Consider the following 22,466-nt stretch of genomic DNA (forward strand, 5'->3'; position numbering starts at 1 on the left):
CCGTTGAACTCCACGGAGGACCATGAGCGAGACTCCCGAACCCGTCACGCCGATCCGGCCGACCTCCGCCGGCACGCCGGACACGCCGACCTCCGCCGGCATGCCGGAGGCGACCAAGACGGCGTCCGTCCGGCGTCCGCACCGCCCCCTGGCGGCGTTGTGGACGCTGGCGGTCGCGGTGGTGGCCGTGGACCAGCTGACGAAGGTGTGGGCGGTAGCAGCCCTGTCGGATGGGCACCGCGTGCGCGTGCTGGGCGACTGGCTGACGCTGACGCTGCTGCGCAACCCCGGCGCCGCCTTCTCCTTCGCCACCGGTCAGACCTGGATCTTCGCCCTGATCGCCATCATCGTAACCGTGGTGGTGATTCGCATCTCCCGACGACTGGGCTCCATGTGGTGGGCGGTCGCGCTCGGCCTGGTGCTGGGCGGCGCGGTGGGCAATCTCATCGATCGCCTGGTGCGCGCCCCCGGCGTGCTGCGCGGACACGTGGTGGACTTCATCGACTACGGCGGCTGGTTCGTGGGGAATGTGGCCGACATCGCCATCGTCGGCGCCGCCGTCATCATCATGGTGTTGTCCGTGCGCGGCCGCGAGTTGGACGGCAGCCGTGCTGGCGAGGGGCGCGGTCGGCATGCGGAGACCGACGCATGAGCCTGCGGCTGCTGCCCGTTCCGGACGGGCTCGTGGGGCAGCGGCTGGACGCGGCCCTGGCCCGCATGACCGGGCTGTCCCGCTCCAAGGTTGAGGCCCTTTGCGCCGCCGGCCGGGTCCGCATCGACGGCGCGGCCGCGGACAAGGCGCAGCGGCTGGAGGCCGACACCACGATCGAGGCCGACCTGCCCGACCCGCGCCCGCCCGCGCCGGCTGCCACCCCGGTGGAGGGCATGAGAATCCTGTACGAGGACGCCGACATCGTCGTGGTCGACAAGCCCGCCGGCGTGGCCGCGCACCCGTCGGTCGGCTGGGACGGTCCCGATGTGCTCGGCGCGCTGCGAGCCATGCACATATCGGTGGCCACCTCCGGCGCCGCCGAGCGACAGGGCATCGTCTCGCGGCTGGATGTGGGCACCTCCGGCGTCATGATCGTCGCCAAGGGGGAACGGGCCTACTCGGTGCTCAAGCGCGCCTTCCGTGAGCACACCGTCGACAAGGTCTACCACGCCGTCGTCCAAGGCCACCTGGACCCCTCCTCCGGCACGATCGACGCCCCCATCGGCCGTCACCCCGGCAGGGAGTGGAAGATGGCCATCATCGACGGCGGGCGCGAGTCCATCACCCACTATGACGTGATCGAATTCATGCCCCGCGCCAGCCTGGTGGAGGTCCACCTGGAGACCGGTCGCACCCACCAGATCCGCGTGCACATGGCCGCCGTCGGCCACCCCTGCGTGGGAGACGCCACCTACGGGGCGGACCCCACCCTGAGCGCCCAGACCGGCCTGAGACGCCAGTGGCTGCACGCCACCGAACTGACCATCGCCCACCCGCTCACCGGCAGACGGATGACCTTCCACAGCGATTACCCCGAGGACCTGACCCGGGCCCTGGAAGTCCTACGCCTGCCCTGAACCGCCTGCCGCCAATGACCGCACCTGACCCGACCGGCCACCCGCCGCTGCGCATCACGCCGCTGCGCGCCGTCGTCGCCCCCATCCGCTTCGCCACCGCCCGCGGCGATGATGCCGACCCCGCCCTCGACGAGCTGCGCCGCGCGGTGGCGGACGTGCGTCTGGAGGTGTTCGTGGACGAGCAGGACGTCCCCCTCGCCCTGGAGATCGACGCCCGCGACTTCGCGGCCACCACCATCCACGTGCTCGCCTGCGGCGCGGACGGCGCCCCACTGGGCGCGGCGCGCCTGCTGCTGGAACCCGACCGCCCCGGGCAGGTCCACCTGGGACGCCTGGCCGTCAGACGCCCCGCCCGACGCACCGGGCTGGGGGCGCGCCTGGTCGCCGCCGTCGAGCAGGCCGCCCTGCGGTACGCGTCCGTGGAGGGCGCCGTCACCGTGGTGCTGGCGGCGCAGGAAACGGCCATGGGCTTCTATCGGCGCTGTGGCTACCGGGTGGTCACCGGGGAGCGCTACCTGGATGCCGGCATCTGGCATCAGGACATGGCCCGCACGCTCACACGCTCCTAAGATGAGCCGCATGGCAGACACGAGCGTTGCGCAGACGGTGGACGAGCAGACCGACGGTCAGGAGCCCTACGACGACTTCGTCCACCTGCACGTTCACACCGACTACTCCATGCTCGACGGCGCCGGGAAGATCAAGAACTACGTCGCCGAGGCCAAACGGCTGGGGCAGCGTGCCCTGGCCATCACCGACCACGGCTACATGTTCGGCGCCTACGAGTTCTACGCGGCCGCCAAGCAGGCCGGTATCAAGCCGATCATCGGGGTGGAGGCGTACATGACGCCGGGCACCTCCCGCTTCGACAAGACCCGTGTGTTCTGGGGAGATGAGTCCCAGCGCTCCGACGACGTCTCCGCCCGCGGCTCCTACACGCACATGACGCTGCTGGCTCGCGACGACGAGGGCCTGCACAACCTCATGCGGCTGGACTCCTACGCCTCGCTGGAGGGGCAGTGGGGCAAGGCTCCGCGCATGGACCGCGAACTGCTGTCCCGCTACTCCGCGGGCCTGATCGGCTCCACCGGCTGCCCCTCGGGCGAGGTGCAGACGCGCCTGCGGCTGGGCCAGTACGACGAGGCGCTGCGGGCGGCCGGGGAGTTCCAGGACATCTTCGGCAAGGACTTCTTCTACGTGGAGTTCATGGACCACGGGCTGGAGATCGAGCGGCGCGTCACCAAGGACCTGCTGCGCATCGCCAAGGCGTTGGACGCCCCCCTGCTGGCCACCAACGACTCCCACTATGTGCGTCCGGAGGACCGCACCGTGCAGGACGCGATGCTGTGCATCAACTCCGGCTCGGTGCTCTCGGACCCCGACCGCTTCAAGTTCGACGGCGACACCTACTATCTGCGTCCCGGCCGGGAGATGCGGGCCCTGTTCAAGGAGATGCCGGAGGCCTGCGACAACACGCTGCTGGTGGCCGAACAGTGCAACGTCAACTTCCAGACGGTTGACGATGGCGTGTCCTACATGCCGGCCTTCCCCGTGCCCGAGGGGGAGACCATGGAGTCCTGGTTCATCAAGGAATGCTGGAAGGGCATGGACCGCCGCTTCCACGGCGACATTCCCGAGGACTGCCGCAAGCAGGCCGAGTATGAGATCGGCGTGATTGTGCAGATGGGCTTCCCCGGCTACTTCCTGGTGGTGGCCGACTACATCAACTGGGCCAAGCGGCAGGGCATTCGCGTGGGCCCGGGCCGCGGCTCCGGCGCCGGCTCCATGGTCGCCTACGCGATGGGCATCACCGAACTCAACCCCCTGAACCACGGGCTGATCTTCGAGCGCTTCCTCAACCCCGAGCGCATCTCCATGCCGGATATCGACGTCGACTTCGACGAGCGCCGGCGCGACGAGGTGCTGGAGTACGTCAAGCACAAGTACGGCGCGGACAAGATCAGCCAGGTGGTCACCTACGGCGTGATCAAGGCCAAGCAGGCCCTGAAGGACTCTTCCCGTGTCATGGGTTACCCCTACGCGGTCGGCGACCGCCTGACCAAGGCGATGCCGCCGTCGGTGATGGGTAAGGACATCACCATCAAGGGCATGTTCAACCCCGAGGACCCACGCTACGGGGAGGCCCAACAGTTCCGCGACCTGCACACCGAGGACCCCGACGCGCAGAAGATCGTCGAGCTGGCCGGCGGCCTGGAGGGGATGACCCGCCAGTGGGGCGTACACGCCTGCGCGGTCATCATGTCCAGCCGGACGCTGACGGACATCATCCCCATGATGCAGCGGCTTCAGGACGGCGCCTACATCACCCAGTTCGACTACCCCACCTGCGAGCACCTGGGGCTGCTCAAGATGGACTTCCTGGGGCTGCGCAACCTCACGGTCATCTCCGATGCCCTGGACAACATCGTCGCCAACGGCAAGCCGGCTCTGGACATCGACAACATCTCCCTGGACGACCACGAGACCTACGCGATGCTCGCCCGCGGGGAGACCCTGGGCGTCTTCCAGCTGGACGGCTCCGGCATGCGCACCCTGCTGCGGCTGATGAAGCCGGACAACTTCGAGGACATCTCCGCCGTCGGCGCCCTTTACCGGCCCGGCCCCATGGGCGCCGACTCGCACACCAACTACGCCCTGCGCAAGAACGGCATGCAGGAGATCGTCCCCATCCACCCCGAGCTCAAGGACGTTCTGGATCCGATCCTGGGCACCACCTACGGCCTGATCGTCTACCAGGAGCAGGTCATGAGGATCGCCCAGGAGCTGGCGGGCTTCTCCCTGGGCAAGGCAGACAAGCTCCGCAAGGCCATGGGTAAGAAGAAGCCGGAGATCCTGGCCAAGGAGTTCGTCGGCTTCCGGCAGGGCATGTTGGACAACGGCTACTCCGAGGAGGCCATCCAGACCCTGTGGGACGTCGTCGTCCCCTTCTCCTCCTACGCCTTCAACAAGGCTCACTCGGCTGCCTACGGCGTGGTGACCTACTGGACCGCCTACCTCAAGTGCCACTACGCGACCGAGTACATGGCGGCCATTCTCACCTCCCAGAAGGACAACAAGGACAAGCTGGCCGTCTACCTGGGCGAGTGCCGCCACATGGGTATCAAGGTGCTCCCCCCGGACGTCAACGCCTCGCGCGCCCAGTTCTCCGCCGTGGGCGAGGACATCCGCTTCGGCCTGGGCGCCATCCGCAACGTCGGCGCCAACGTCGTCGACGCCATCGTGCAGGCGCGCGAGCAGAAGGGCGACTTCACCAGCTTCGAGGACTTCCTCGACAAGGTCCCGGCGGTGGTGTGCAACAAGCGCACCATCGACTCCCTGATCAAGGCCGGCGCCTTCGACACGCTGGGCAAGTCCCGGCGCGCCCTGCAGGCCTGCCACGAGGACTTCGTCGATGAGATCATCGGCGTCAAGCGCAACGAGGCCGCCGGCCAGTTCGACCTGTTCGCCTCCCTCATGGGGGAGGGGGGCGGCGAGGCCGCCGATGCCGGCTTCGGTTCCGGCCCGGTCTTCTCCTCGGAGGTGCCCGACCTGCCCGAGTGGGACAAGAAGGAGAAGCTCGCCTACGAGCGTGACATGCTCGGCCTGTACGTCTCCGACCACCCGCTGCTCGGGCTGGAGAGCGCCCTGTCGAAGCTGGCCGACACCGAGATCTCCGACCTCATCGAGGACGACGACCGGCCCGACGGCGCCATGGTCACCATCGCCGGGCTGATCACCTCGCTGACCCGCAAGACCACCAAGCAGGGAAACCTGTGGGCGATCGCCCAGATCGAGGACCTGGGCGGCAGCATCGAAGCCCTGTTCTTCCCCTCCACCTACCAGACGGTCTCCACGATGCTGGCGCCGGATACGGTGGTGACCCTGCGCGGGCGCCTGAACCGGCGCGACGGGCAGGTCGCCCTGTACGTGCAGGAGATGACGGTGCCGGACGTGTCCAGCGCCACGCACGAGGCGGTGACGATCACGCTGCCGACCAACCGCTGTACCGGCCCGCTGGTGGAGCAGTTCAAGACGGTGCTGGAGAAGCACCCGGGCATGTCCACCGTGCGGCTGACGCTGACCAGTCCCGGCCGTGAGGTGCGCACCCAGCTGGACAACTCCCTGCGCGTGGAGGCGTCTGCGGCCTTCTACTCCGACATCAAGGCGCTGCTGGGCCCCGGCTGTCTCAAGCGCTGACCGCCGGCCTGCTGCGACCCTTTGTGCCCTACTACGAGCTTTTGCACCCTGGTGTGCGGCTATTTGCCATACACCAGGGTGCAAAAGCTCGTACCAGACGGGTTTTGCGTGTGTCAGTGGTACGTGGCTCGGTGTGCTCGGCGGCCTACAACCACAGGTCCTTCCGGCGTCGTGTCAGGCGCGCCGCGGATGGTGGGAACAAGTCCACCAGCCGTCGCCCGAAGGACTCGCGATCGCGCAGGTCGCCCCACTCGACGCGGTGTACCTGCCAGCCCCCGGCGTTGCGTAGTCGCATCTCTCTGTGCTTCTCATCGCGAAGGTCGCTGCTGGCGCGGTACTTGCCATAGCCGTCGAACTCCAGGGCGAGGCGATATTCGGGCCAGGCGAGGTCCAAGAAGTACTCGGCCATCTCGCCGTCATCGAGCCAGCGTTCCTGTATCTGTGGATCCGGTAGGCCGACGGCGTGGACCACTCCGCGCAGCATGCTTTCGCCGGGAGACTCCGCTCGCGGGTCGGCGATGTCGACGACGGCGCGTGCTCGCCGTTTGCCGGCGCGCAGTCCCTGCTCCTCAATCATCGCTTTCAGCGTGTCAATCGCGGCAGTCGCGGAGAGATCGCCGCAGCAACGACCGGTGAAGCGGTCGGGTCGGCAAACAGCGCGCAGAGCGGAGTCAACTACCACGATCGCGTCAAGCGCGGGCAGGTCAAAGGCACAGTCCATGGCGGTGCGCAGCGGTGTTGTCACCCGCAGGCCGCCGACCACGCGGACGTCGTCTAGGACCGGGGCGGTCGTCGAGCGAACGGCAGCGACGCGCCGGCCGGAGTGCCTGCTGTTGGCATGAACATATGTCTGCTGGGGTAGGGGCCTGCGCGTGCGCGAATGGTTGTGCGGTACTGCGACGCGGATGTCGGGCTCGGCACTGGGGATGGCGATGCCCTGGACAACCGCAGCGGCCTCATGCGTGAGACTGATCGCCGAAGTATGGGCATGCAGCACGGCCTCGCACCGTGCCAGCGTTATGTATTGCCGCTGCGACCACAGTGGAGCAGCCGAGTCCGGACGCGGCACGTAGGCGCCCCGATCCACTGCTATCAGGTTGTCCCCGGCGGGTAGGGAACGGCGCGTGCGCTCGGCGGTGAACTTGACGGAGGGCAGCGGTGGAGGTGTCGGGTAGGACTGCATGGTTCAAGCCTGCGGCGGTTGCGAGCAGTGGGTTCCGAGGGCTGTTGATGGAACGCCCGTGGGGTGTCGTGAGTGCTCCCTGTGGACGCCGGTGAGATCACACGGCCGTGTTGCCCCGGTGCGGGCTACTGCTCTACTGCGAGCTTTTGCACCCTGGTGTGCGGCTATTTGCCATACACCAGGGTGCAAAAGCTCGTACTAGACGCCGCACGCAGGGGACAGGCGGGTTACGGGGGTGGGCGGCTCAGGGCGCGGCGGTCACGACGGCGCCGGCCGCACCCATCGGCAGGTCCACGACGACGACGTCGCCGTCGGCCAGGCGGTGCCCGCGCCGGGTCTCGACTTCGCCGTTTACCGTGACGTCGCCGGACTGGATGGCGATGCGGGCGTCGGCTCCGTCCTCCACTAGGCCTGCGAGCTTGAGGAACTGCCCGAGCTTGATCTCGCCGGAGACGGGAACGGAGGGGAAGGCGGATGCAGACATGCGCTCATTTTGACAGGGCCGCACGGTATTCGCAGCCGCGAGCCCTGACCTCCGCCCACGCCTGCGTCAGGATCTGGGAGGATGAACGGGTGTCATCGTCTGCGTTTGGGGCATCGCCCGAGCCCGAGCTGCCTGCGGGAGGTGAACTCGCGCTGACCGTGGGGGAGCGCTACCCGGTGGGTGAGCGCAGGTACACGCTGACGCCGCGGCTGGCCGAAGCCGTGATGCGTGCTCGCGAGGTGCTGATCGACGTCGCCGCGCACCGTGAGGTCGTCACCTACGGCGAGCTCAGCGAGGCGATCGGCGGCACCGTCCTGCCTCGCCACATGGGCCCGCTGCTGCACATGCTCGGACACGACTGCGCCGAGCGCGGCGAGCCGAGCCTGCCGGCGTTGGTGATCAACCAGGCCAAGGGTGAGGTCGGCACAGCCGACGACGCCTGGGCGCCGCCCGAGCGCAGTGCCTGCTGGGAATACTGGGCCCAAGGATGAACGAGGACCACGGCGTGGCGCCGCAACCGGTTTAGCCAACACCCCGGGTGCTCGTCGGAGTGATACATCACGACCAACACCCGGGGTGGGGACGTCACGGGAACTCAGCCGAACTGTGCCACGATCTCCTCGCGCGCGGCCTGCTGATCCTTTGCGTTGGACATGTCGACCTCAAGGACGTCCTGGTAGCCCAGTCCATCGGCGGTGGCCTTGAGGTCTTCCCATAGGGAGTCGAACTCGGCCTCGTCGCTGGCAAATGCCATCTTCCAGGAGCTTTCAACGATGACGGACTTTACCTGGTTGCGCAGCGACTCGGTCTGTGAGTCATCGTCGGGAGCCACGTAGCTAGCGCCCGGGGCGACCGCCAACATGTCGTTGTCCTGGAGGTACTGCATTGTTGTCGTTGCGCCGCCCATCTTGGCCGACCAGTCCTCGGAGAGTGGGTTAGCGGTGGTCTCCTGGTATGTCTCCCACATCTTGTAGTTGAAGGGGTAGCCGGTTTCGGGGTCGATGTCGTTACCGAGTACGGTCGTTACGTTGAGCCACGAGGCGCCTTCCTTGTAGGTGCCGGTTCCCCAATCGCTGGGGACGTCCGCGTCGTCGCCCAGGAGCGCCTCGCGGCCGAAGTCCGTGAGCTCGGGCTTGCCGTCGGCGTTGATATCCCAGGTGAGGCCCCGCGGCCCTGCAGCGCCCATCGTCTGGCTGGAGTTGCAAGATACCCCCTCCGAGCTGTACAGCCAGTCGAGGAAGGCTGCGGCGCGGTCCGGGTCGCTTACCTGTGAGCCAATAGCGATGATTTGCTGGCCGCCGACCGCTTCGGCACCGTAGGAGAAGACCTTCATGTCCGCGAGTGGGGCGATCTCGAAGCCCTTACCGGCCGCCATGTGCTCCTCGGTGTTGTATGCAGACTGACCCTGCCAGGGCCAGAATGAGAAGAGGACCTGGCCGGCCTGCATCTTGGAGAACAACGTGTCATAGTTCTGCGTCGTCGAGTCCGGATCGACGATACCAAGCTGATTCGCGTCGAAGAACCACTTGAGCACACGGCGGTACTGGCCATCATCGTCGAGGATTCCCTGGAAGTCGGAGCCATCAGCTTTGGCGAGTACGAACCCGATCTCGTCATAGCCGTAGTAGCACACCGGCTGCTTGGCGTTGTTCATCATGTTCCCGTCCCAATCCTTGAACAGGGAGATGGCGTAGGTCTTCTTACCATTGTCCGCGGTGGGCTGGGCCTCCTGCATCTGCTGCAGTACCGGAAGCAGGTCTTCGAGAGTCGGGATCTCCGGGTAGCCGATCTGTTTGTAGAGGTCCCAACGCACGAAGGGACCGAACGTCGGGTCAATGCCTTCGCTGGGTTCAGTAGGCTTGAGCGTCGAGATCTGGGTGGGCAGTCCGTACAGTCCGTCCTTGTCCTCGTTCAGCTTCTGGACTGCCGCGTCGAAGCGTGCCACATTCTTCATGGCGCCGTATACCGGCGTGAAGTCCATGAGCAGGCCGCCGTCGATCAGCTCATTCATTTGCTTACCAACACTGACCACCACAATGTCACCCAAGTTGCCCGCCGTGACGCGCGTGTTGTACAGCGTGTCGCCACCTCCGGCGACGTTGGGCGACACCAAGTTGAGAGTGAGGCCATAGCGGTCCGAGACCATCTTGCCGAACCAACCGGGTTGCTCGCCCGCCTGGTTGGCGAGGCCGTCGAACACTTCGAACTTAGCCGTGTCGGACCACGTGGTTGGGAATGCGGTGGCATCCGCGTTGCTGAACGATGAACCGGATGCGTTGTTCTTGCCGCATGCTCCCAGTGTCAGCAGGCCGAACGCGGCGCTTGCTCCGACCAATAGCGATCGGCGTGAGATTGAGGTGGCCATGTGCATCTCCTTTGATGGGGTGAGGAATAGTGGATGGCTGGATGACTGAAGAAGTACTGACTAGCCTTTGACGGCGCCGAGCATGATTCCCTTGACGAAGTAGCGCTGGAACATCGGGTATACGAAGAGAATCGGCAATACGACAACGACCGCTACGGTGGTTCTGATCGAGGTCGCCGTCTGGGCAGTTGCCGCCGCGGCGACGGAACCGAGGTTGCCCCCGGACTGCTGAGCCATTTGAGCGAGGCTGTCCGCCTGATTGATGTAGGTGTACAACAGGTACTGCAATGTGTATAGGCTCTTGTCAGTTATGTACATCAGGGTATCCTGGAAGCTGTTCCATTGCGCCACCGCGGAGAAGATCGCGACCGTTGCCAGGATCGGGGTCATGTTCGGCAGCATTATGCGAGCGAATACTTGTACGGTGCTGGCGCCATCGACCTCGGCGGCTTCCTGCAGCTCGTGGGGCATCGACTCGACATAGGTTTTCACGAGAATGATATTGAAGGGCTGGACGATAGCCGGCAGGATGTACACGAGAAAGTTGTTGGTAAGTCCTAACGCGTACATGACGATGAAGACGGGAATAATGCCTGCGTTGAAGTACATGGTGATGACGACGAGCCGATACCATAAGGCACGCTTCCACAAGCGCTCCTGGGTGAACATGAACCCCAGATATGCCGACGCAAGTACGGTACATGCGGTCCCAATCACGGTTCGTGCCACGGACACGGCCGCGGCCTGCGAGAGTCCGCTGAGTTGGAATACGCTGGCGTAGTTGCTGAAATGGATTCCCTCTGGCAGCCAGCGCACGTCGCCCAACGCGGCGACGTTGTTGGCGCTGATCGAGTTGATGATCAGGTAGTAGAAGGGATATCCGCAGACGAAGGCGAGCAGGGCCGCACCGGTGTAGTTGGCGATGTGAAAGGCAACATCTCCGCGGGTGCGCTTCATGCGGCGGGCCTGCGGAACTGTGGGCCGCTTGGACTTGAGCATTGTTCTACACCCCTCAGATGAGCGAAGTTCCGCGCAGGCGCTTCGACAGGCCGTTTACAGATAGAAGGAGTACGACGGATACGATCGACTTGAGCATGCTGATCGCGGTCGCGAGGGATAGGTTATTGCCGCCCATGCCGACGTTGTAGACGTACAGATCCAAAACCTCGATGTGCTGCTTGTTGAAGGCATTCTGGAACACGTAGTACTGTTCCATGCCGTTGTTCAAGATGCTTGCGATCGAGAGCATGAGCAGCACGAAATAGGTGGGGAGTAGCTGTGGGATGGTGATGGACCACATGGTCCTAAAGCGCCCGGCGCCGTCAACCTTCGCCGACTCATATAGGGATTGGTCTATTCCGGAAATGGCGGCCAGGTACATGATCGAGCCCCATCCGAGTCCTTTCCACAGTCCCCATGCGGTCATTTTGAGCCAGACGTGTGAGCCGGAGTCCAGGAACTTGACCGGTACGTCGATGAGCCCGAGCGACAGCATCGTCGAGTTTACCATTCCGGTTGACGAGAATAGTGCGAATGCGATCATGTAGACGAGTACCCACGAGATGAAGTTCGGGAGCGTGGTCAGCGTCTGGACGAGGTTCTTGAACCACTTGGCCTGGATTTCGTTGAGCAGCACGGCGAAGCCCAGGGGGAGTACCGACGTCGCGATACCAAGGAAGCTCATCCCCAGCGTGTTGGCGAGCACCCGCAGGATCTGATGCACCTGGGTTGGTGATTGGACCAGCATCCGGAACCACTGGAGCCCCACGAACTCAGAATTGGCCAGGCCGCGGGCCGGCCTGAAGTCGAACAGCGAGTACACCCATCCGAGCAGTGGCAGGTAGCTGAACAGCAGTACCAGGACCAGGAACGGTGTGATCGACAGGAAGAGTTTGAACGACTTGGGACGACGGTGCTGCGGCTGGTCGGTTTGCGCGTGGCGACGTGAGCGCCCGGCTTTCTCGTTGGCGGCAACGACCGACGCCGGCGCTGGTGGCAATGCCATGATTACTCCTTATCGGTCGTAGCGGTTCGATGATTACCGGATGCGTTGCTGCGTCCTTGCAGATGATGGCGGACCGTCTGATCTCGCTTAGTTTCCAAGGGGGTTGCCGACTCCCTACGTCGACTCAGCGTACCCGCGTTGTGCGGTCTGGTCAACCGTGAGTGTCGATACGCTTCGACGCTGTTGATGTCTAGCATTCGGCACCCGCAACTCAAGACAGGCTGGCGTAGAGGGGAGCCGCGACGGCTGTTTGTATGAGTGCACCGATGGTGAGTCCGACCGTCAGAATCAAGATCAGGGACACGGGCACAGCGATGGCCACCGCTATCTCGGTGACCGGAACCAGAACAAGTAGGAGGGAGCGTCCGGGCGCGGCAGCCGGGAGCAGTAGCGAATTGTGGATGGTGGTTCGTGCAGGCGCAGTGCGGGTTGCAACCAGGAGCATGCCGTGCGCTGTGCTTGCCGCGAGATACAGCGTGAACAACCCGGCCGCGAGAGCTGCGATAGTGCCTGCCGCTCCGCCTACGGACCACCAAAAGCTGATGGCGAACAGCGCCAGGAGAGCTGGAAGACAAAGGGTCCAGAAGACGACGGTGCCGCGTATCTTGTCGGACTTCAGTGCAGCCATGTAGGTGCGTAACATGTCGGTGTCGGGATCGGTGCGCACTGCATCCATGGTTTCTAGAAGCGCGCTGGTTGCGGCCCCGATGGTTAGCACCGGTATGCAGGTGACGACGTAGATGAGATTGAGTGCTACCAGTGTGAAGAAGCTCGAAAGACCCCGGACGGTGCGGTTATCAACAGGCTCCACTTGGTGCCTCCCCTGCTCGAATACTCATGCCAACGCGATCCGCAGGCAGGTTGCCCACCGTGTCGCGGACGGGGGTACAGTAACGACGGTCGTATCGCCATCTGCGTGGAATTGCAGTGGTCCGCTGCCGAGCATGTTGACTGTGCTCAGTTTGGCGCCGACGTGCAGGGTAGTAGCCGGAATCGAGTCTGCGCCGGAGAGGCCGAACGCGTACAGAGCTCCATCACGCTGCGTGAGGTGCCAGCTCAGATCGTCGTCGGACGTTACGGATGGCGGGTTCTCGGGCGGGCGGGTGGAGTAAATGCCCTCGCCGCAGACCTGCATCCACTCGCCCAGATCTCGCAGGAAGCGCCTGACTGAAGGAACCATCCGCCCGCGTGCGTCGGGCCCGATGCCGATCAGGTAGTTACCGCCACCGGCGACGATCCTCACCAGGTTGCCGATCGTCTCGGCAGTTGACTTGGCGGGATCATCCGGTCGCATCGCGCACCACTCCTTGGTGAGGGAGATACACGCCTCCCAGGGCACCCGCAACGGAGTTGACGGAAGCTGCTGCTCCGGGGTCAGGTAGTTCTGGTGTGGCCCCGGAACCTCTCTGTCAACCACGAGAATGCCTGGCTGCGCTTTGCGTGCGGTACGCGCGATGCCGTCGATGTCAATCGGCTCCTTGGGCGCGCAGACCCAACCTCCATCAAGCCAGAGTACCGAGAATGGGCCGTAGCCGGTCAGGATCTCCTCGATCTGGTCACGGGTGAACTCCACGAAGCGGTTCCATGCCCGCGGATGGGTATGGATGCTGTAGTTGTGGAAGCGATCTTTGATTGGTACAGATCGGTTCCAGTACTCCGGGCGCGACCAGTCCGCCTTGGAGAAGTACGCTCCCATTTCCAGGCCGTTGTCGCGGAAGGCCTCGGTGACTTCCCGGAGCACATCACGTCGGAGGCCGGACTCTTCGGACGTGCACTTTAGATTGGTGTACTGGGAGTCGTACATGCAGAACCCGTCGTGATGCTTTGTGGTGAATACGCAGTACCGCATCCCAGCCGCTGCGCAGGCACTGGCCCACTCTTGCGCATCGAAGTCTTCGCCGGTGAACGTGCGGGCTTGGTCGTAGTACCAGGTGTGGTACTCGGCGTCGGTCCCATGCCAATCCTCGGGCGGGTCTGTGAACCAGCCGAGGTCTTCGCGGTGTAGGGACCAGGACCCGCCCTGCCCGATAGAGGTATAGATCCCCCAGTGGATGATGACGCCTACCTTGAGGTCTTGCCAGTGCCCAAGGCTCTGCCTGACCAACGGATCTGACGGCCAGACATACTCGGGCGCGGGCTCGTGCTGTACAGCTCCTGCTGCCGCCAACGGGGCTGGCCTGAGATCGGCCTCGGTGGTCATTATTGGTACTCCCTGTTGAGATCAGATTCGAGGTGGGTGGAGTCGTCGGCGGGCTTGTGAATGGCAACTGACACCGCATGGGCTGCATTGGGCTGAAGCCGAATGACTGTGCAACTCCCGGCCCTAAGCAGGCCACCTTCGGAGAGGTCGATACCGCTCATCAGGTCGACGCCAGGCGCGGTGACGTCGACGTCGATCTCGCCATCGTGCATCAGGAAGAGGTAGTCGGCGTCGCGGGAACGCCGTACAACCGCTTCAATCCCTAGCGGAGCAGCGCCAACGACGGTCGGCTTGACGTCGGCGTCGTGCAGAATGAGGCACCACAGGTCCTGCAACGAAGGCCGCGTAAGCTGCGCGGAAACGTACCATGCGGACCCGGCGCCTGCCCGGGCCCAGGTTATCGCCGGCAGACCGGCAAGCGGGCCTTCCGCATATGAGTACACGGAACGTGCGTGCGTAAGGTGCACGTGTTCGGTCCAGGCAACGGCGTCCAACGGCTTTCCCCGGGCGCTGAGCAGCCTGTGCCGCACGCCCGGCTCGAGCGGGCACAGCGCCTCGGAGTAGGCCCCCAGCAGATCGCGCAGGCGGCCTGGATAGCCGCCGGGTAGCACCCGCATATTCGAGTCGGCCAAACCACTGAGATAGGTGACCACCACCGTTCCGCCGGTGCGGGCGAAAGCGCTGATCCAGGCGGCGGTTTGCTCGTCCATGGGATACAGGCAGGGGACGACCAGCAGGCGATAGGAGTCCAGTGAGGCGCCGGGGGCGACGAAGTCGGTGGCGATTCCGAGCCGGCGTAGGGCGCGATGGGTCGCGCGCAATTCCTTCGCATAGATGATGTCCGCACTGGGCAGGTCAGGAGTCTGAAGCGCCCACCAGCCGTCGGCGTGCCACACGATCGCAACGTCAGCGTGGACGATCGGTCCGTCTACGGGCGGCAGATGGACCTCGTCTAGGCGTTTCAGGATCTGTCCCAGCTGCACGACGGTGCGAAAGCCCTCACTGTCGACCCCGGCGTGGGGGAGCATTCCCGAGTGCCACTGCTCGGCACCGGCTGTCGAGGCTCGCCACTGGAAAAACATGCATGACTGCGAGCCGCGTGCGATGTAGCCCAGGCTATCGCGGATGGTGCGTTCGGGGGGCTTCGGTAGAGCCCTGCCGCGCAGCTTGATCTGCGTGGCATTCTGCTCCATGAGTATCCAAGGGCCGCCGCTCCAGGAGCGCGCCAGGTCGGAACCGTAGGCGACGTGCGCCTCGGCCTCGTGAGAGGTGGAGTCCAGGTAATGGTCGAGGGAGATAACGTCCAAATCCTCGGCCCAGGACCACTGCTCGAGGTTGTTCCAGTCCGGGAGCATGAAGTTGGTGGTGATAGGGACCGTGGAACCGGCCGCGCGTATCTGTTCTGCCTGCTCCAGGTAGGCGCTGCGCATCTCATCGGACGAATACCGGCGGAAGTCCAGAACCAGCCCGGGATTGGGCAGATACTGTGTGGCGACCGGCGGCAGGATCTCCTCCCAGGAACCGTAGCGCTGCGACCAGAAGCTGGTGCCCCAGGCGTCGTTCAGATTATCGAGGTCGCCGTACTTGTCCTTGAGCCAGTGACGGAACCCGCGCTCGGCATGCGGGCCGTAATCGATGGTTCCGTACTCATTGTGCACGTGCCACCCCCGCAGTGCCGGATGCTTGCCATAGCGCTCGGCCAGCAAGCGGGAGATACGTCGGCATGCCTCGCGGTAGGCAGGGGCCGCAATGGCATAGGTGTCACGTGAGCCGTGGCGCAGCTGGACGCCGCTGGGCGTAACGGCGAGGGCGTCGGGATGCGCCAGGGTGAACCAAGGTGGGGGAGAGGCAGTCGGGGTCGCCAGAAAGAATCCGATACCCGCGTCAGCGAGTAGCTCGATCGCGTCATCGAGCCAGCCGAATTCGTAGTGGCCCTCGCGGGGCTCCATGGAGGCCCACGAGAACGGGCAGACGGTTACGGTGTTCACGTGGGCTTTTCGCATGAGGGCGACGTCTTCCCGCCACACCTCACGCGGCCACTGGTCGGGGTTCCAGTCCCCTCCGTACAGGAGGTGCCCAGGGTCGAACGGCTGATGGCACGTACTCACCGGGAGCCTCCTTCACTTCCGACCAAATCGATCGGCACGGAGCCCTCGCGGGCGAACAGCCCCAGGGAGTGCACGTCGTAGACGCGTCGGATGAAGCGGCCTCCGTCTGCGCAGTCAACGACTTCGCCGTCTATGAGGTGTCGCCAAACTCCCCGCGGCAGGTAAACGTCGACCGCACCGTCCGGACGGAATACGGGTGCTACCAGCACGTCGGGCCCGAGCATGTACTGCAGATCCAGGTCCCGTGCGGCGGGATCACGCGGGAACTGCATGAACATGGGACGCATCATGGGATGACCGTGCTCTCGGGCGCCCTCCGCGGTGCTGAGCAGGTACGGTCGCAGCCGGTCCTTGAGCAGCGCGAACTCGCGCATGACATCGACGCTCTCGTCGTCGAAGAGCCAGGGCACCCGGTAGGAGTTCGAGCCGTGCAGCCGAGAATGGGAGCTCAGCAGACCGAAGGCGACCCAGCGTTTGAACAGCAATGGGTCCGGCGTCCCCTCAAAGCCACCGATGTCATGGCTCCAGTAGCCGAATCCCGATGCGGCCAGCGACAGCCCACCGCGCAGACACTGAGCCATGGCGGGGTAGCTGGACTCGCAGTCCCCACCCCAGTGAACCGGGAATGCCTGGCTGCCGGCGGTCGCGGAGCGCGCGAATAGCACCGCCTCGCCGGTTCCGCGCCGCCGCTCAAGCAGACGGAACACCGCTTCGTTGTAGCGGCGAGTGTAGAAGTTGTGCTCCCGCAGCGGGTCCGATCCGCCCGCCCACATCACGCCGTCCACGGGAACCCGCTCGCCGAAGTCGGTCTTGAAGCAATCGACGCCGTCGTCGAGCAGTTGCTCCAGCTTGTCGGTGAACCAAGCGGTGGCATCGGGGTTGGTGAAATCGACCAGGCCCATGCCTGCTTGCCACAGGTCGGTCTGCCAAATCGCGCCGTCGGCACGCCGCAGCAGATAGCCGCGGTCTGCGGCCTCGTCGAATAGCCGGGATTGCTCGGCAATATAGGGATTGATCCAGGTACATACGCGCAGGCCTCGAGCGTGTAGCTTGTCAATTAGACCGCGAGGATCCGGGAAAGTCGCGGGGTCCCACGCGAAGTCCGACCAGTGGAAGCCGCGCATCCAGAAGCAGTCGAAGTGGAACACGGAGAGCGGGATGCCCCGCTCGGCCATCCCGTCAACGAATGACAGGACGGTGTCCTCGTCGTAGTTTGTGGTGAAAGAGGTCGACAGCCACAGGCCGAAGGACCACTCGGGGAGCTTAGCCGGGCGACCGGAACGGGCGGTGTACCGCTCCAGTACTTCCAGCGGCTCCCCACCGCCGTAGATCTCGTACCGCAGCGTCTCGCCCGGGACGGAGAACTGGGTGGCGGAGACGTTCTCGGAACCGATTTCGAAGGAGACGGGGCCGGCGTCGTCCACGAAGAGTCCGTAGCCCTGTGAGGAAAGCAGGAAGGGGATGTTCTTATATGCCTGCTCAGAGCTGGTCCCTCCATCGGCATTCCACACGTCGACCGCCTGACCGTTCCTGACGAAGGCGCCGAACCGCTCCCCGAGGCCGTAAAGGCGCTCTCCCGGGCCGAGACTCAGCTGTTCGTACACGTAGGGGCCACCCGCCGCAAGATGGGTGTCAAGTGGTTGTGCACCGTCGTCATAGTCTCCGCCGGTCGGCCCTGAGGTCGGGCGCACGCGGGCATAGCCCACGGAGCGCTCCGTGGACGCGGTGAGGAAGGCCCCGTCCCAGAAGTACTCGACTAGCCAAGGCCCATAAAGGCGAACGCGGGCCTCAAGCCGTCCCGAGCGCAAGGTGACCGAAGACCCATCGTCCGCCCGCCTCACCTCGGCGTCGACCTCGCTTCCTGGCATGAGGGGGAAGGCCGGAGTCGGCGTCGGGGTGCCACCGTGATGGGTGATACGTACACCGATTACGTCGGTCGCCGGTGCGTCGAGGGTGATTGTGAATACCGGGGTGTTGAGCGTGTCGCCTCGTGAGGCAATATGGCGTGTGGGGGCGAATACGCGCAGGGAGTGACCATCTTCGGCAATGTTTACGTCATATACTTCGCTGGGGTGGAGAAGTGTGACGTTATCGCGGGTAAGCCAGTAGCCGTTTGAAAACTTCATGAAGATATCTTTCCTTGGATCATTCAGGGGTTTGTGCTGGGTGTTTAATTCGCTGCGGCTTCTATACCCAACAGGGCGATTGGGCCGCTGAGGCGAATGCGCACTCGACCCACGTCATAGGGATCTTCCGCACTGACGGTAAGTGGGACCCGGAGCGGCTCACCCGTGATGGCGTCAACGACTTCGGCCGCTGGAGACGTGATAGCGCAGGGATCCGCCAGCCGGCGCGTCCGGAGCTCGGAGACCCGCGTTCCCGCGGGCAGGATGAAGTCGCAGGTACCGCTGCCTGCCTCAGGCCTAAGTTCTTCCCCATGCGCCGGGGAGGCGGCCGCGCGGACGAGGCCGGATAGATCTTCGGCGCGACTCGTGTCGATGAAGGCGGGTGCGGCCGAGGCCGTCTGAGGCCGCCGGGTGAGGTCAGTGGGCAGGACGAATACACGCTCGAAGACGGTTGTTTCCTGGGCGCTGGAGCGGGCGATGCGAACTCGGAACGGGCCGTCGGGGAGTTCCCAGGCAGCGGTATCAGGTGCGAAGACCTCGAGGCGATCGAATGGGATCACGAGATCGACCGAGGCGTAGTCCTGCCCGGGCATGATGGTGGCGGTGGCGAAGCCAACCAGACGGGTATCCGGCGTGTGCAGCGGACGGCGGCCGAACGCACTGGTGGGCAGATCGGCGTATACCTGGACCACGTCACGGAGGGGGCCCCGCGTACAACGTTGCCGTGGCGCGGCGATGTCGACGTGTACGTTGACCGCGTGCGGACCCAACTCCAAATCAGCCCGCTCCCAATGCGCAGCGTCAAGCGACAGGCCGTGCCCGAAGGCGAACCGGTGCGGTTGGCCATAAAGGTAGGTCGACCTGGTCCGCACTATGTTGTAGTCGAGCAGATCGGGTAGAGCCGAGTCGATTGGCCAGGTTTGGGCGAGCCTGCCAGAGAAGTCTTGCGCGCCGGTCAGGACGTCGGCGAGCGCCTCGCCTTCGCTTTGGCCCAGATGAGATGACCAGATCACCGCATCAATGCCGTCATCTGCCCCCTCGAGGTCGTAGGGGTAGGAGGAGATGATGAGGAGCACGGTTGCGACGTCCTCGGGGAGTTCCCGCAGTCGTCGTACGAGTGCCTTATCCGGCTCGGAAAGGTGCGTGTGCGGCCGATCCTCGGTTTCGCGGCCGTGCACGTAGGGATTGTTCCCGACGACGGCGATTACGACGTCGGCCCCACGGGCGGCGTCGGCGAACGCCTTTTCTGGAGTCTGCATAGACTGCGCCCGGAAGGGCACGCCACTGTCAGCCCCGGTGCCGCGAAGCGTGAGGGCGCCGGAATGGTGCTCAACCCCGACGTAGCGTCCGCTAGCGCGATGGATCAGGAACCAGTGGCCATCCGAGAACTGCTCGCGTCGAAATAGTTCCTGGCTCACCCACCCGCCGATTGCCTCCGCCTCGAGGGCGAGCTGGCCATAGTCGTCGGGGCGGAGGTAACGACCGTTTTCGCCGCGTAGAGCAATGACGTTCTCGCCGAAATCGATCATCTCGAGGAGGACGGGTTGAGCCGAAACCTGCGGGCCATCTGCCTGCGGACGGCTGAGGCGCAATGATCCGTCGTCGCCGACGAAGACATACTCCGAGGCAGTGCCCGTCGCGGACTGCCCACGCCGGTACGACTCGGACGACACCGATAGGCGAATCGCTTCGATGGCTTTGGTGGCCTTTACGGGTACCTGCTGCCGCGTCGACAGCTCATCCACGAGTGACACCGGGGCAATGAGGTCTCCCGAGTACCAGTCGTGGAGCACCTCGTGGGCCCGATTGCCGATCACAGCGACGGCGCTTTGGGGGGCGATGGGTAGTGCAGCACGCCCGCGCGACCCATGTGTCAGAAGTACGATGCTGCGTGTCGCCACCTCCCGAGCGACGGCGCATGCCAGCGGGCGGTCGATAGCTGGCGTGCTTTCACGCGGAGGCTGGCCCATGAGCGAATCGAACTCTCCGGTGCGTGCGCGCGCCACCAGCTGCCTGACCACGGCATGGTCTATGTCTGCGGTCGTGATCAGTCCGTCTTGCAGTGCTTGCGTAACGGCGGCGATCGTTTCGCCGGGGTCGGAGTCGTGGTCGGTGAAGGAGTCCACCCCGGCCCGCAGCATCGCCGCGTACGCCGCGGGAGCGTTGGGAAGCACTTTCTCCGATCTCCAAAGGTTGCTTGGGGCACCCGCATCGGTCACGACGAAGAGCAGGTCCGGCTCGGCTACGGCGGAGCGCAGCCTGGTGTTGACCAGCTCGCTCAGATGGGCGGGGCGGCCGTTGACGAGGTTGTATGAGAGCATCACGGACCCCGCTGCGCCCCGCCGCAAGGGGGTGAGAAACCCGGGAAGCTCATACTCCTCAAGGAGCTGTGGGTCTAGCTGTGAGGATGTGGCCGAGCGGTCGGTCTCATTGGAATAGGCGAGGAAATGTTTGAGTGTGGGCACGGTCGTCCAGTGCTCGCCCTCGCCCCGGAGCCCCGTCGCGTAGCCGGTGGCAAGCTCGGCGTTGAGCAGGGGATCCTCCGTGTAGGCCTCTTCGGTCCGACCCCAACGCGGGTGCCGAAGGGTGTTCACCACCGGCGCCCATACGGTCAGGCTGATGTTGGGATCCGCTTGCTTCATTTGGCGGACTTCGGCCGCGACGACCTGGCCGGCTCTGCTGAGCAGGTCGGGGTCCCATGTTGCCGCCATTCCAACCGGTTGGGGAAAGCTCGTGGCTGGTCCACGCCAGGCCACACCGTGAAGCGCCTCGGTGCCGGTTACGAAGGGGCCGATTCCGAGCCGCTCGACGCCCGGGGAATACTGGTGGAGGAAGCTGATGCGCTCGTCAATAGTGAGCTGGGCCACTGTCTTGCGGGCCCATTCGAGCCGCCTGGTGTCGGCGGTTCCCGAGAATTCGTGCGGGTGCTGCGTACGGCGTTTCGTCATTGAGTGCCTCCGTGCGTCGGCGTGCACCGGCGTGGTGCGGTCGGTGTACGAAGCATATTATCGAATCGCTTCGACGATTTCCAGTTGCGCTAACGGTCTCCGTTAGGGGTGCATCTGCGCGTGGCCCCGATCAGCGCGTGGTCTCGCGACGGGTGAAGCGGGGCGCAAGGAGCTGCGCGGAGGGAGCGAGTTCGGCGTCGTCCACCAGATCGAGGGCCATGGTCACGGCTGTGGCTCCGATTGCCTCGATTGGCAGTGTGGTGCCCGATACTTGCCAGGGGCCGTCTGACGCCACATCTTCCGGAGCGATCGCGGTTACTTGGAGCGCGTCGGGGATCTGAATGCTGAGATCTCGAAGTACACGTCCGAGGGGGGCCAGCAGGGCTTCATGGTGAACGAAAAGGGCGTCGGGCGCCTCGGGGCCGGTCAACGCTTGTTCAGCCCACTGAAGGATTGCAGGGTAAGAGGCGGGGAGCTCAACGACGTCGCCAGTCAGGTCGAAATCGTCCAGGCCATCGCGGAAGCCCTCAAGCGAGCGTCGCTGGTAGGTGAACACAGGCTCGCGCGCCTCCTGAGGCGGGCGGATCATGTAGATCTTGCGCGCACCGGTGCTGTGGAGCTCTCGTACGCACAGCGCAGCGGCTTCGCGGAAGTCGAAGTCGACGCATGCAAGGCCGTAGGTGCGCTTCGGGTAGCCGATGAGGACGACCGGCTTGCTCAGCTTGCGGAGGAATCCCATGCGTGGATCGCTATCGCTGACGTCCATTACTACGAGGGCGTCGGCCTTGCCCTCTTCGATAACCCGTTGAGTATGATCGGCATCCTCCCCGGTGACCAGGAGGATGTCTACGTCTCGTTCATAAGCGGTGCCGAGCATTGAGCGGACGAACTGCATGATGACGTGTCCGTTCGCTCCGGGACGCAGCGGAACCGCGACGGCGAGAATCGAAGCGCGATTGAGTGCTAGGGCGCGCGCGGACGCCGTCGGGTGGTATGACAGCTTTTCGATGGCTTCCTGTATACGCTCGCGTGTAGCGGGAGAAATGGGTCGCTTGCCACTCAGGGCATAGCTCACCGTGCTCAGGGAGACGCCCGCTTCACGGGCGATGTCGCTCATCGTTGCCATGTTCCAAGTCGCTGTTCTTGTTTTGGAAGAAGGAAGCCGAAGTGGAGCCGAGGCGGACGCCATTGCCTCGACGAACCCAGCTAAACCTACATCGGCTCATCCGGCGAGCAACAGCGGCGGGCGGGGCGCGCCGCAGCCCGCCCCGCCCGCCGTCC

General features: G+C 64.7%; 17 protein-coding genes. 5 read left to right on the forward strand and 12 right to left on the reverse strand.

The features are described 5' to 3' along the window. Nucleotides 1–22: 22 nt before the first annotated feature. The 4 genes from lspA to dnaE are packed head-to-tail and all read left to right on the forward strand — an operon-like array spanning nucleotide 23 to nucleotide 5,766. On the forward strand, nucleotides 23–652 hold the full coding sequence (lspA, locus tag DRB06_RS13915; protein WP_083565921.1) for a signal peptidase II: 630 nt from the start codon (nucleotides 23–25) through the stop codon (nucleotides 650–652). Next, nucleotides 649–1,569, forward strand: a complete 921-nt coding sequence (locus DRB06_RS13920; protein ID WP_073333080.1) for an RluA family pseudouridine synthase — start codon at nucleotides 649–651, stop codon at nucleotides 1,567–1,569. Before lspA ends, DRB06_RS13920 begins: the two co-directional genes overlap by 4 nt. Nucleotides 1,570–1,583: 14 nt before the next feature. Next, entirely contained in the window at nucleotides 1,584–2,138 is a 555-nt protein-coding gene (locus tag DRB06_RS13925) for a GNAT family N-acetyltransferase (protein ID WP_073333083.1), read from the forward strand. A gap of 10 nt (nucleotides 2,139–2,148) precedes the next feature. Further along, the gene (gene dnaE / locus DRB06_RS13930) at nucleotides 2,149–5,766 is read left to right on the forward strand and encodes a DNA polymerase III subunit alpha (RefSeq protein WP_111820261.1); all 3,618 of its coding nucleotides are present in this window, start codon (nucleotides 2,149–2,151) and stop codon (nucleotides 5,764–5,766) included. A gap of 145 nt (nucleotides 5,767–5,911) precedes the next feature. On the opposite strand, the gene DRB06_RS13935 is transcribed toward dnaE, so the two are convergent. Both DRB06_RS13935 and DRB06_RS13940 read right to left on the reverse strand, forming a co-directional pair. Continuing rightward, nucleotides 5,912–6,949 (reverse strand): hypothetical protein, encoded by a 1,038-nt coding sequence (locus DRB06_RS13935; protein WP_111820262.1) that lies wholly within the window; start codon nucleotides 6,947–6,949, stop codon nucleotides 5,912–5,914. A gap of 244 nt (nucleotides 6,950–7,193) precedes the next feature. Beyond that, a complete protein-coding gene (locus tag DRB06_RS13940) occupies nucleotides 7,194–7,433 on the reverse strand; it encodes an RNA-binding S4 domain-containing protein (protein ID WP_073333091.1) in 240 nt (79 codons plus the stop codon). An 89-nt stretch (nucleotides 7,434–7,522) separates the two neighbouring features. Between DRB06_RS13940 and DRB06_RS13945 the strand changes: the two genes are divergently transcribed. Then, nucleotides 7,523–7,924 carry a hypothetical protein gene (locus DRB06_RS13945; protein WP_258522275.1) on the forward strand — a complete coding sequence of 134 codons (402 nt, stop codon included), beginning with the start codon at nucleotides 7,523–7,525 and terminating at the stop codon, nucleotides 7,922–7,924. A gap of 104 nt (nucleotides 7,925–8,028) precedes the next feature. Here DRB06_RS13945 and DRB06_RS13950 read toward each other — a convergent pair whose 3' ends face one another. The 10 genes from DRB06_RS13950 to DRB06_RS16410 form a co-directional block, all read right to left on the reverse strand. Further along, nucleotides 8,029–9,798 (reverse strand): ABC transporter substrate-binding protein, encoded by a 1,770-nt coding sequence (locus DRB06_RS13950; RefSeq protein ID WP_073333096.1) that lies wholly within the window; start codon nucleotides 9,796–9,798, stop codon nucleotides 8,029–8,031. Nucleotides 9,799–9,858: 60 nt separating this feature from the next. Beyond that, entirely contained in the window at nucleotides 9,859–10,797 is a 939-nt protein-coding gene (locus DRB06_RS13955; RefSeq protein WP_083565922.1) for a carbohydrate ABC transporter permease, read from the reverse strand. A 13-nt stretch (nucleotides 10,798–10,810) separates the two neighbouring features. Continuing rightward, nucleotides 10,811–11,803 (reverse strand): sugar ABC transporter permease, encoded by a 993-nt coding sequence (locus tag DRB06_RS13960; RefSeq protein ID WP_083565923.1) that lies wholly within the window; start codon nucleotides 11,801–11,803, stop codon nucleotides 10,811–10,813. 211 nt (nucleotides 11,804–12,014) lie between these two features. Continuing rightward, entirely contained in the window at nucleotides 12,015–12,614 is a 600-nt protein-coding gene (locus DRB06_RS13965; RefSeq protein WP_108967658.1) for a DUF624 domain-containing protein, read from the reverse strand. A gap of 24 nt (nucleotides 12,615–12,638) precedes the next feature. After that, complete coding sequence (locus tag DRB06_RS13970; protein WP_111820263.1) at nucleotides 12,639–14,003, reverse strand: alpha-L-fucosidase; 1,365 nt, start codon at nucleotides 14,001–14,003, stop codon at nucleotides 12,639–12,641. Continuing rightward, on the reverse strand, nucleotides 14,003–16,111 hold the full coding sequence (locus tag DRB06_RS13975) for a beta-galactosidase (RefSeq protein ID WP_111820264.1): 2,109 nt from the start codon (nucleotides 16,109–16,111) through the stop codon (nucleotides 14,003–14,005). The genes DRB06_RS13970 and DRB06_RS13975 overlap by 1 nt, the downstream gene beginning before the upstream one ends. Then, on the reverse strand, nucleotides 16,108–18,237 hold the full coding sequence (gene yicI, locus DRB06_RS13980) for an alpha-xylosidase (protein ID WP_073333104.1): 2,130 nt from the start codon (nucleotides 18,235–18,237) through the stop codon (nucleotides 16,108–16,110). The genes DRB06_RS13975 and yicI overlap by 4 nt, the downstream gene beginning before the upstream one ends. A gap of 44 nt (nucleotides 18,238–18,281) precedes the next feature. Continuing rightward, nucleotides 18,282–21,185 carry a glycoside hydrolase family 3 C-terminal domain-containing protein gene (locus DRB06_RS13985; RefSeq protein WP_111820265.1) on the reverse strand — a complete coding sequence of 968 codons (2,904 nt, stop codon included), beginning with the start codon at nucleotides 21,183–21,185 and terminating at the stop codon, nucleotides 18,282–18,284. Nucleotides 21,186–21,315: 130 nt separating this feature from the next. Then, the gene (locus DRB06_RS13990; protein ID WP_159097672.1) at nucleotides 21,316–22,302 is read right to left on the reverse strand and encodes a LacI family DNA-binding transcriptional regulator; all 987 of its coding nucleotides are present in this window, start codon (nucleotides 22,300–22,302) and stop codon (nucleotides 21,316–21,318) included. Next, a partial coding sequence (locus DRB06_RS16410) for a hypothetical protein (RefSeq protein WP_220093033.1) occupies nucleotides 22,283–22,466 on the reverse strand: 184 nt, incomplete at its 5' end. The genes DRB06_RS16410 and DRB06_RS13990, both read right to left, overlap by 20 nt.

The organism is Actinomyces sp. Z5 (genome assembly GCF_003287795.1).
GTDB classification, from domain to species: Bacteria; Actinomycetota; Actinomycetes; order Actinomycetales; family Actinomycetaceae; genus Actinomyces; species Actinomyces glycerinitolerans.

Coding starts and splice junctions, on each gene's coding strand:
- DRB06_RS13920 (WP_073333080.1), top strand. CDS start 649: ATGAGCCTGCGGCTGCTGCCCGTTCCGGACGGGCTCGTGGGGCAGCGG.
- DRB06_RS13955 (WP_083565922.1), bottom strand. CDS start 10,797: ATGCTCAAGTCCAAGCGGCCCACAGTTCCGCAGGCCCGCCGCATGAAG.
- DRB06_RS13935 (WP_111820262.1), bottom strand. CDS start 6,949: ATGCAGTCCTACCCGACACCTCCACCGCTGCCCTCCGTCAAGTTCACC.
- DRB06_RS13990 (WP_159097672.1), bottom strand. CDS start 22,302: ATGAGCGACATCGCCCGTGAAGCGGGCGTCTCCCTGAGCACGGTGAGC.
- lspA (WP_083565921.1), top strand. CDS start 23: ATGAGCGAGACTCCCGAACCCGTCACGCCGATCCGGCCGACCTCCGCC.
- yicI (WP_073333104.1), bottom strand. CDS start 18,237: ATGAAGTTTTCAAACGGCTACTGGCTTACCCGCGATAACGTCACACTT.
- DRB06_RS13950 (WP_073333096.1), bottom strand. CDS start 9,798: ATGGCCACCTCAATCTCACGCCGATCGCTATTGGTCGGAGCAAGCGCC.
- DRB06_RS13970 (WP_111820263.1), bottom strand. CDS start 14,003: ATGACCACCGAGGCCGATCTCAGGCCAGCCCCGTTGGCGGCAGCAGGA.
- DRB06_RS13940 (WP_073333091.1), bottom strand. CDS start 7,433: ATGTCTGCATCCGCCTTCCCCTCCGTTCCCGTCTCCGGCGAGATCAAG.
- DRB06_RS13960 (WP_083565923.1), bottom strand. CDS start 11,803: ATGGCATTGCCACCAGCGCCGGCGTCGGTCGTTGCCGCCAACGAGAAA.
- dnaE (WP_111820261.1), top strand. CDS start 2,149: ATGGCAGACACGAGCGTTGCGCAGACGGTGGACGAGCAGACCGACGGT.
- DRB06_RS13925 (WP_073333083.1), top strand. CDS start 1,584: ATGACCGCACCTGACCCGACCGGCCACCCGCCGCTGCGCATCACGCCG.
- DRB06_RS13985 (WP_111820265.1), bottom strand. CDS start 21,185: ATGACGAAACGCCGTACGCAGCACCCGCACGAATTCTCGGGAACCGCC.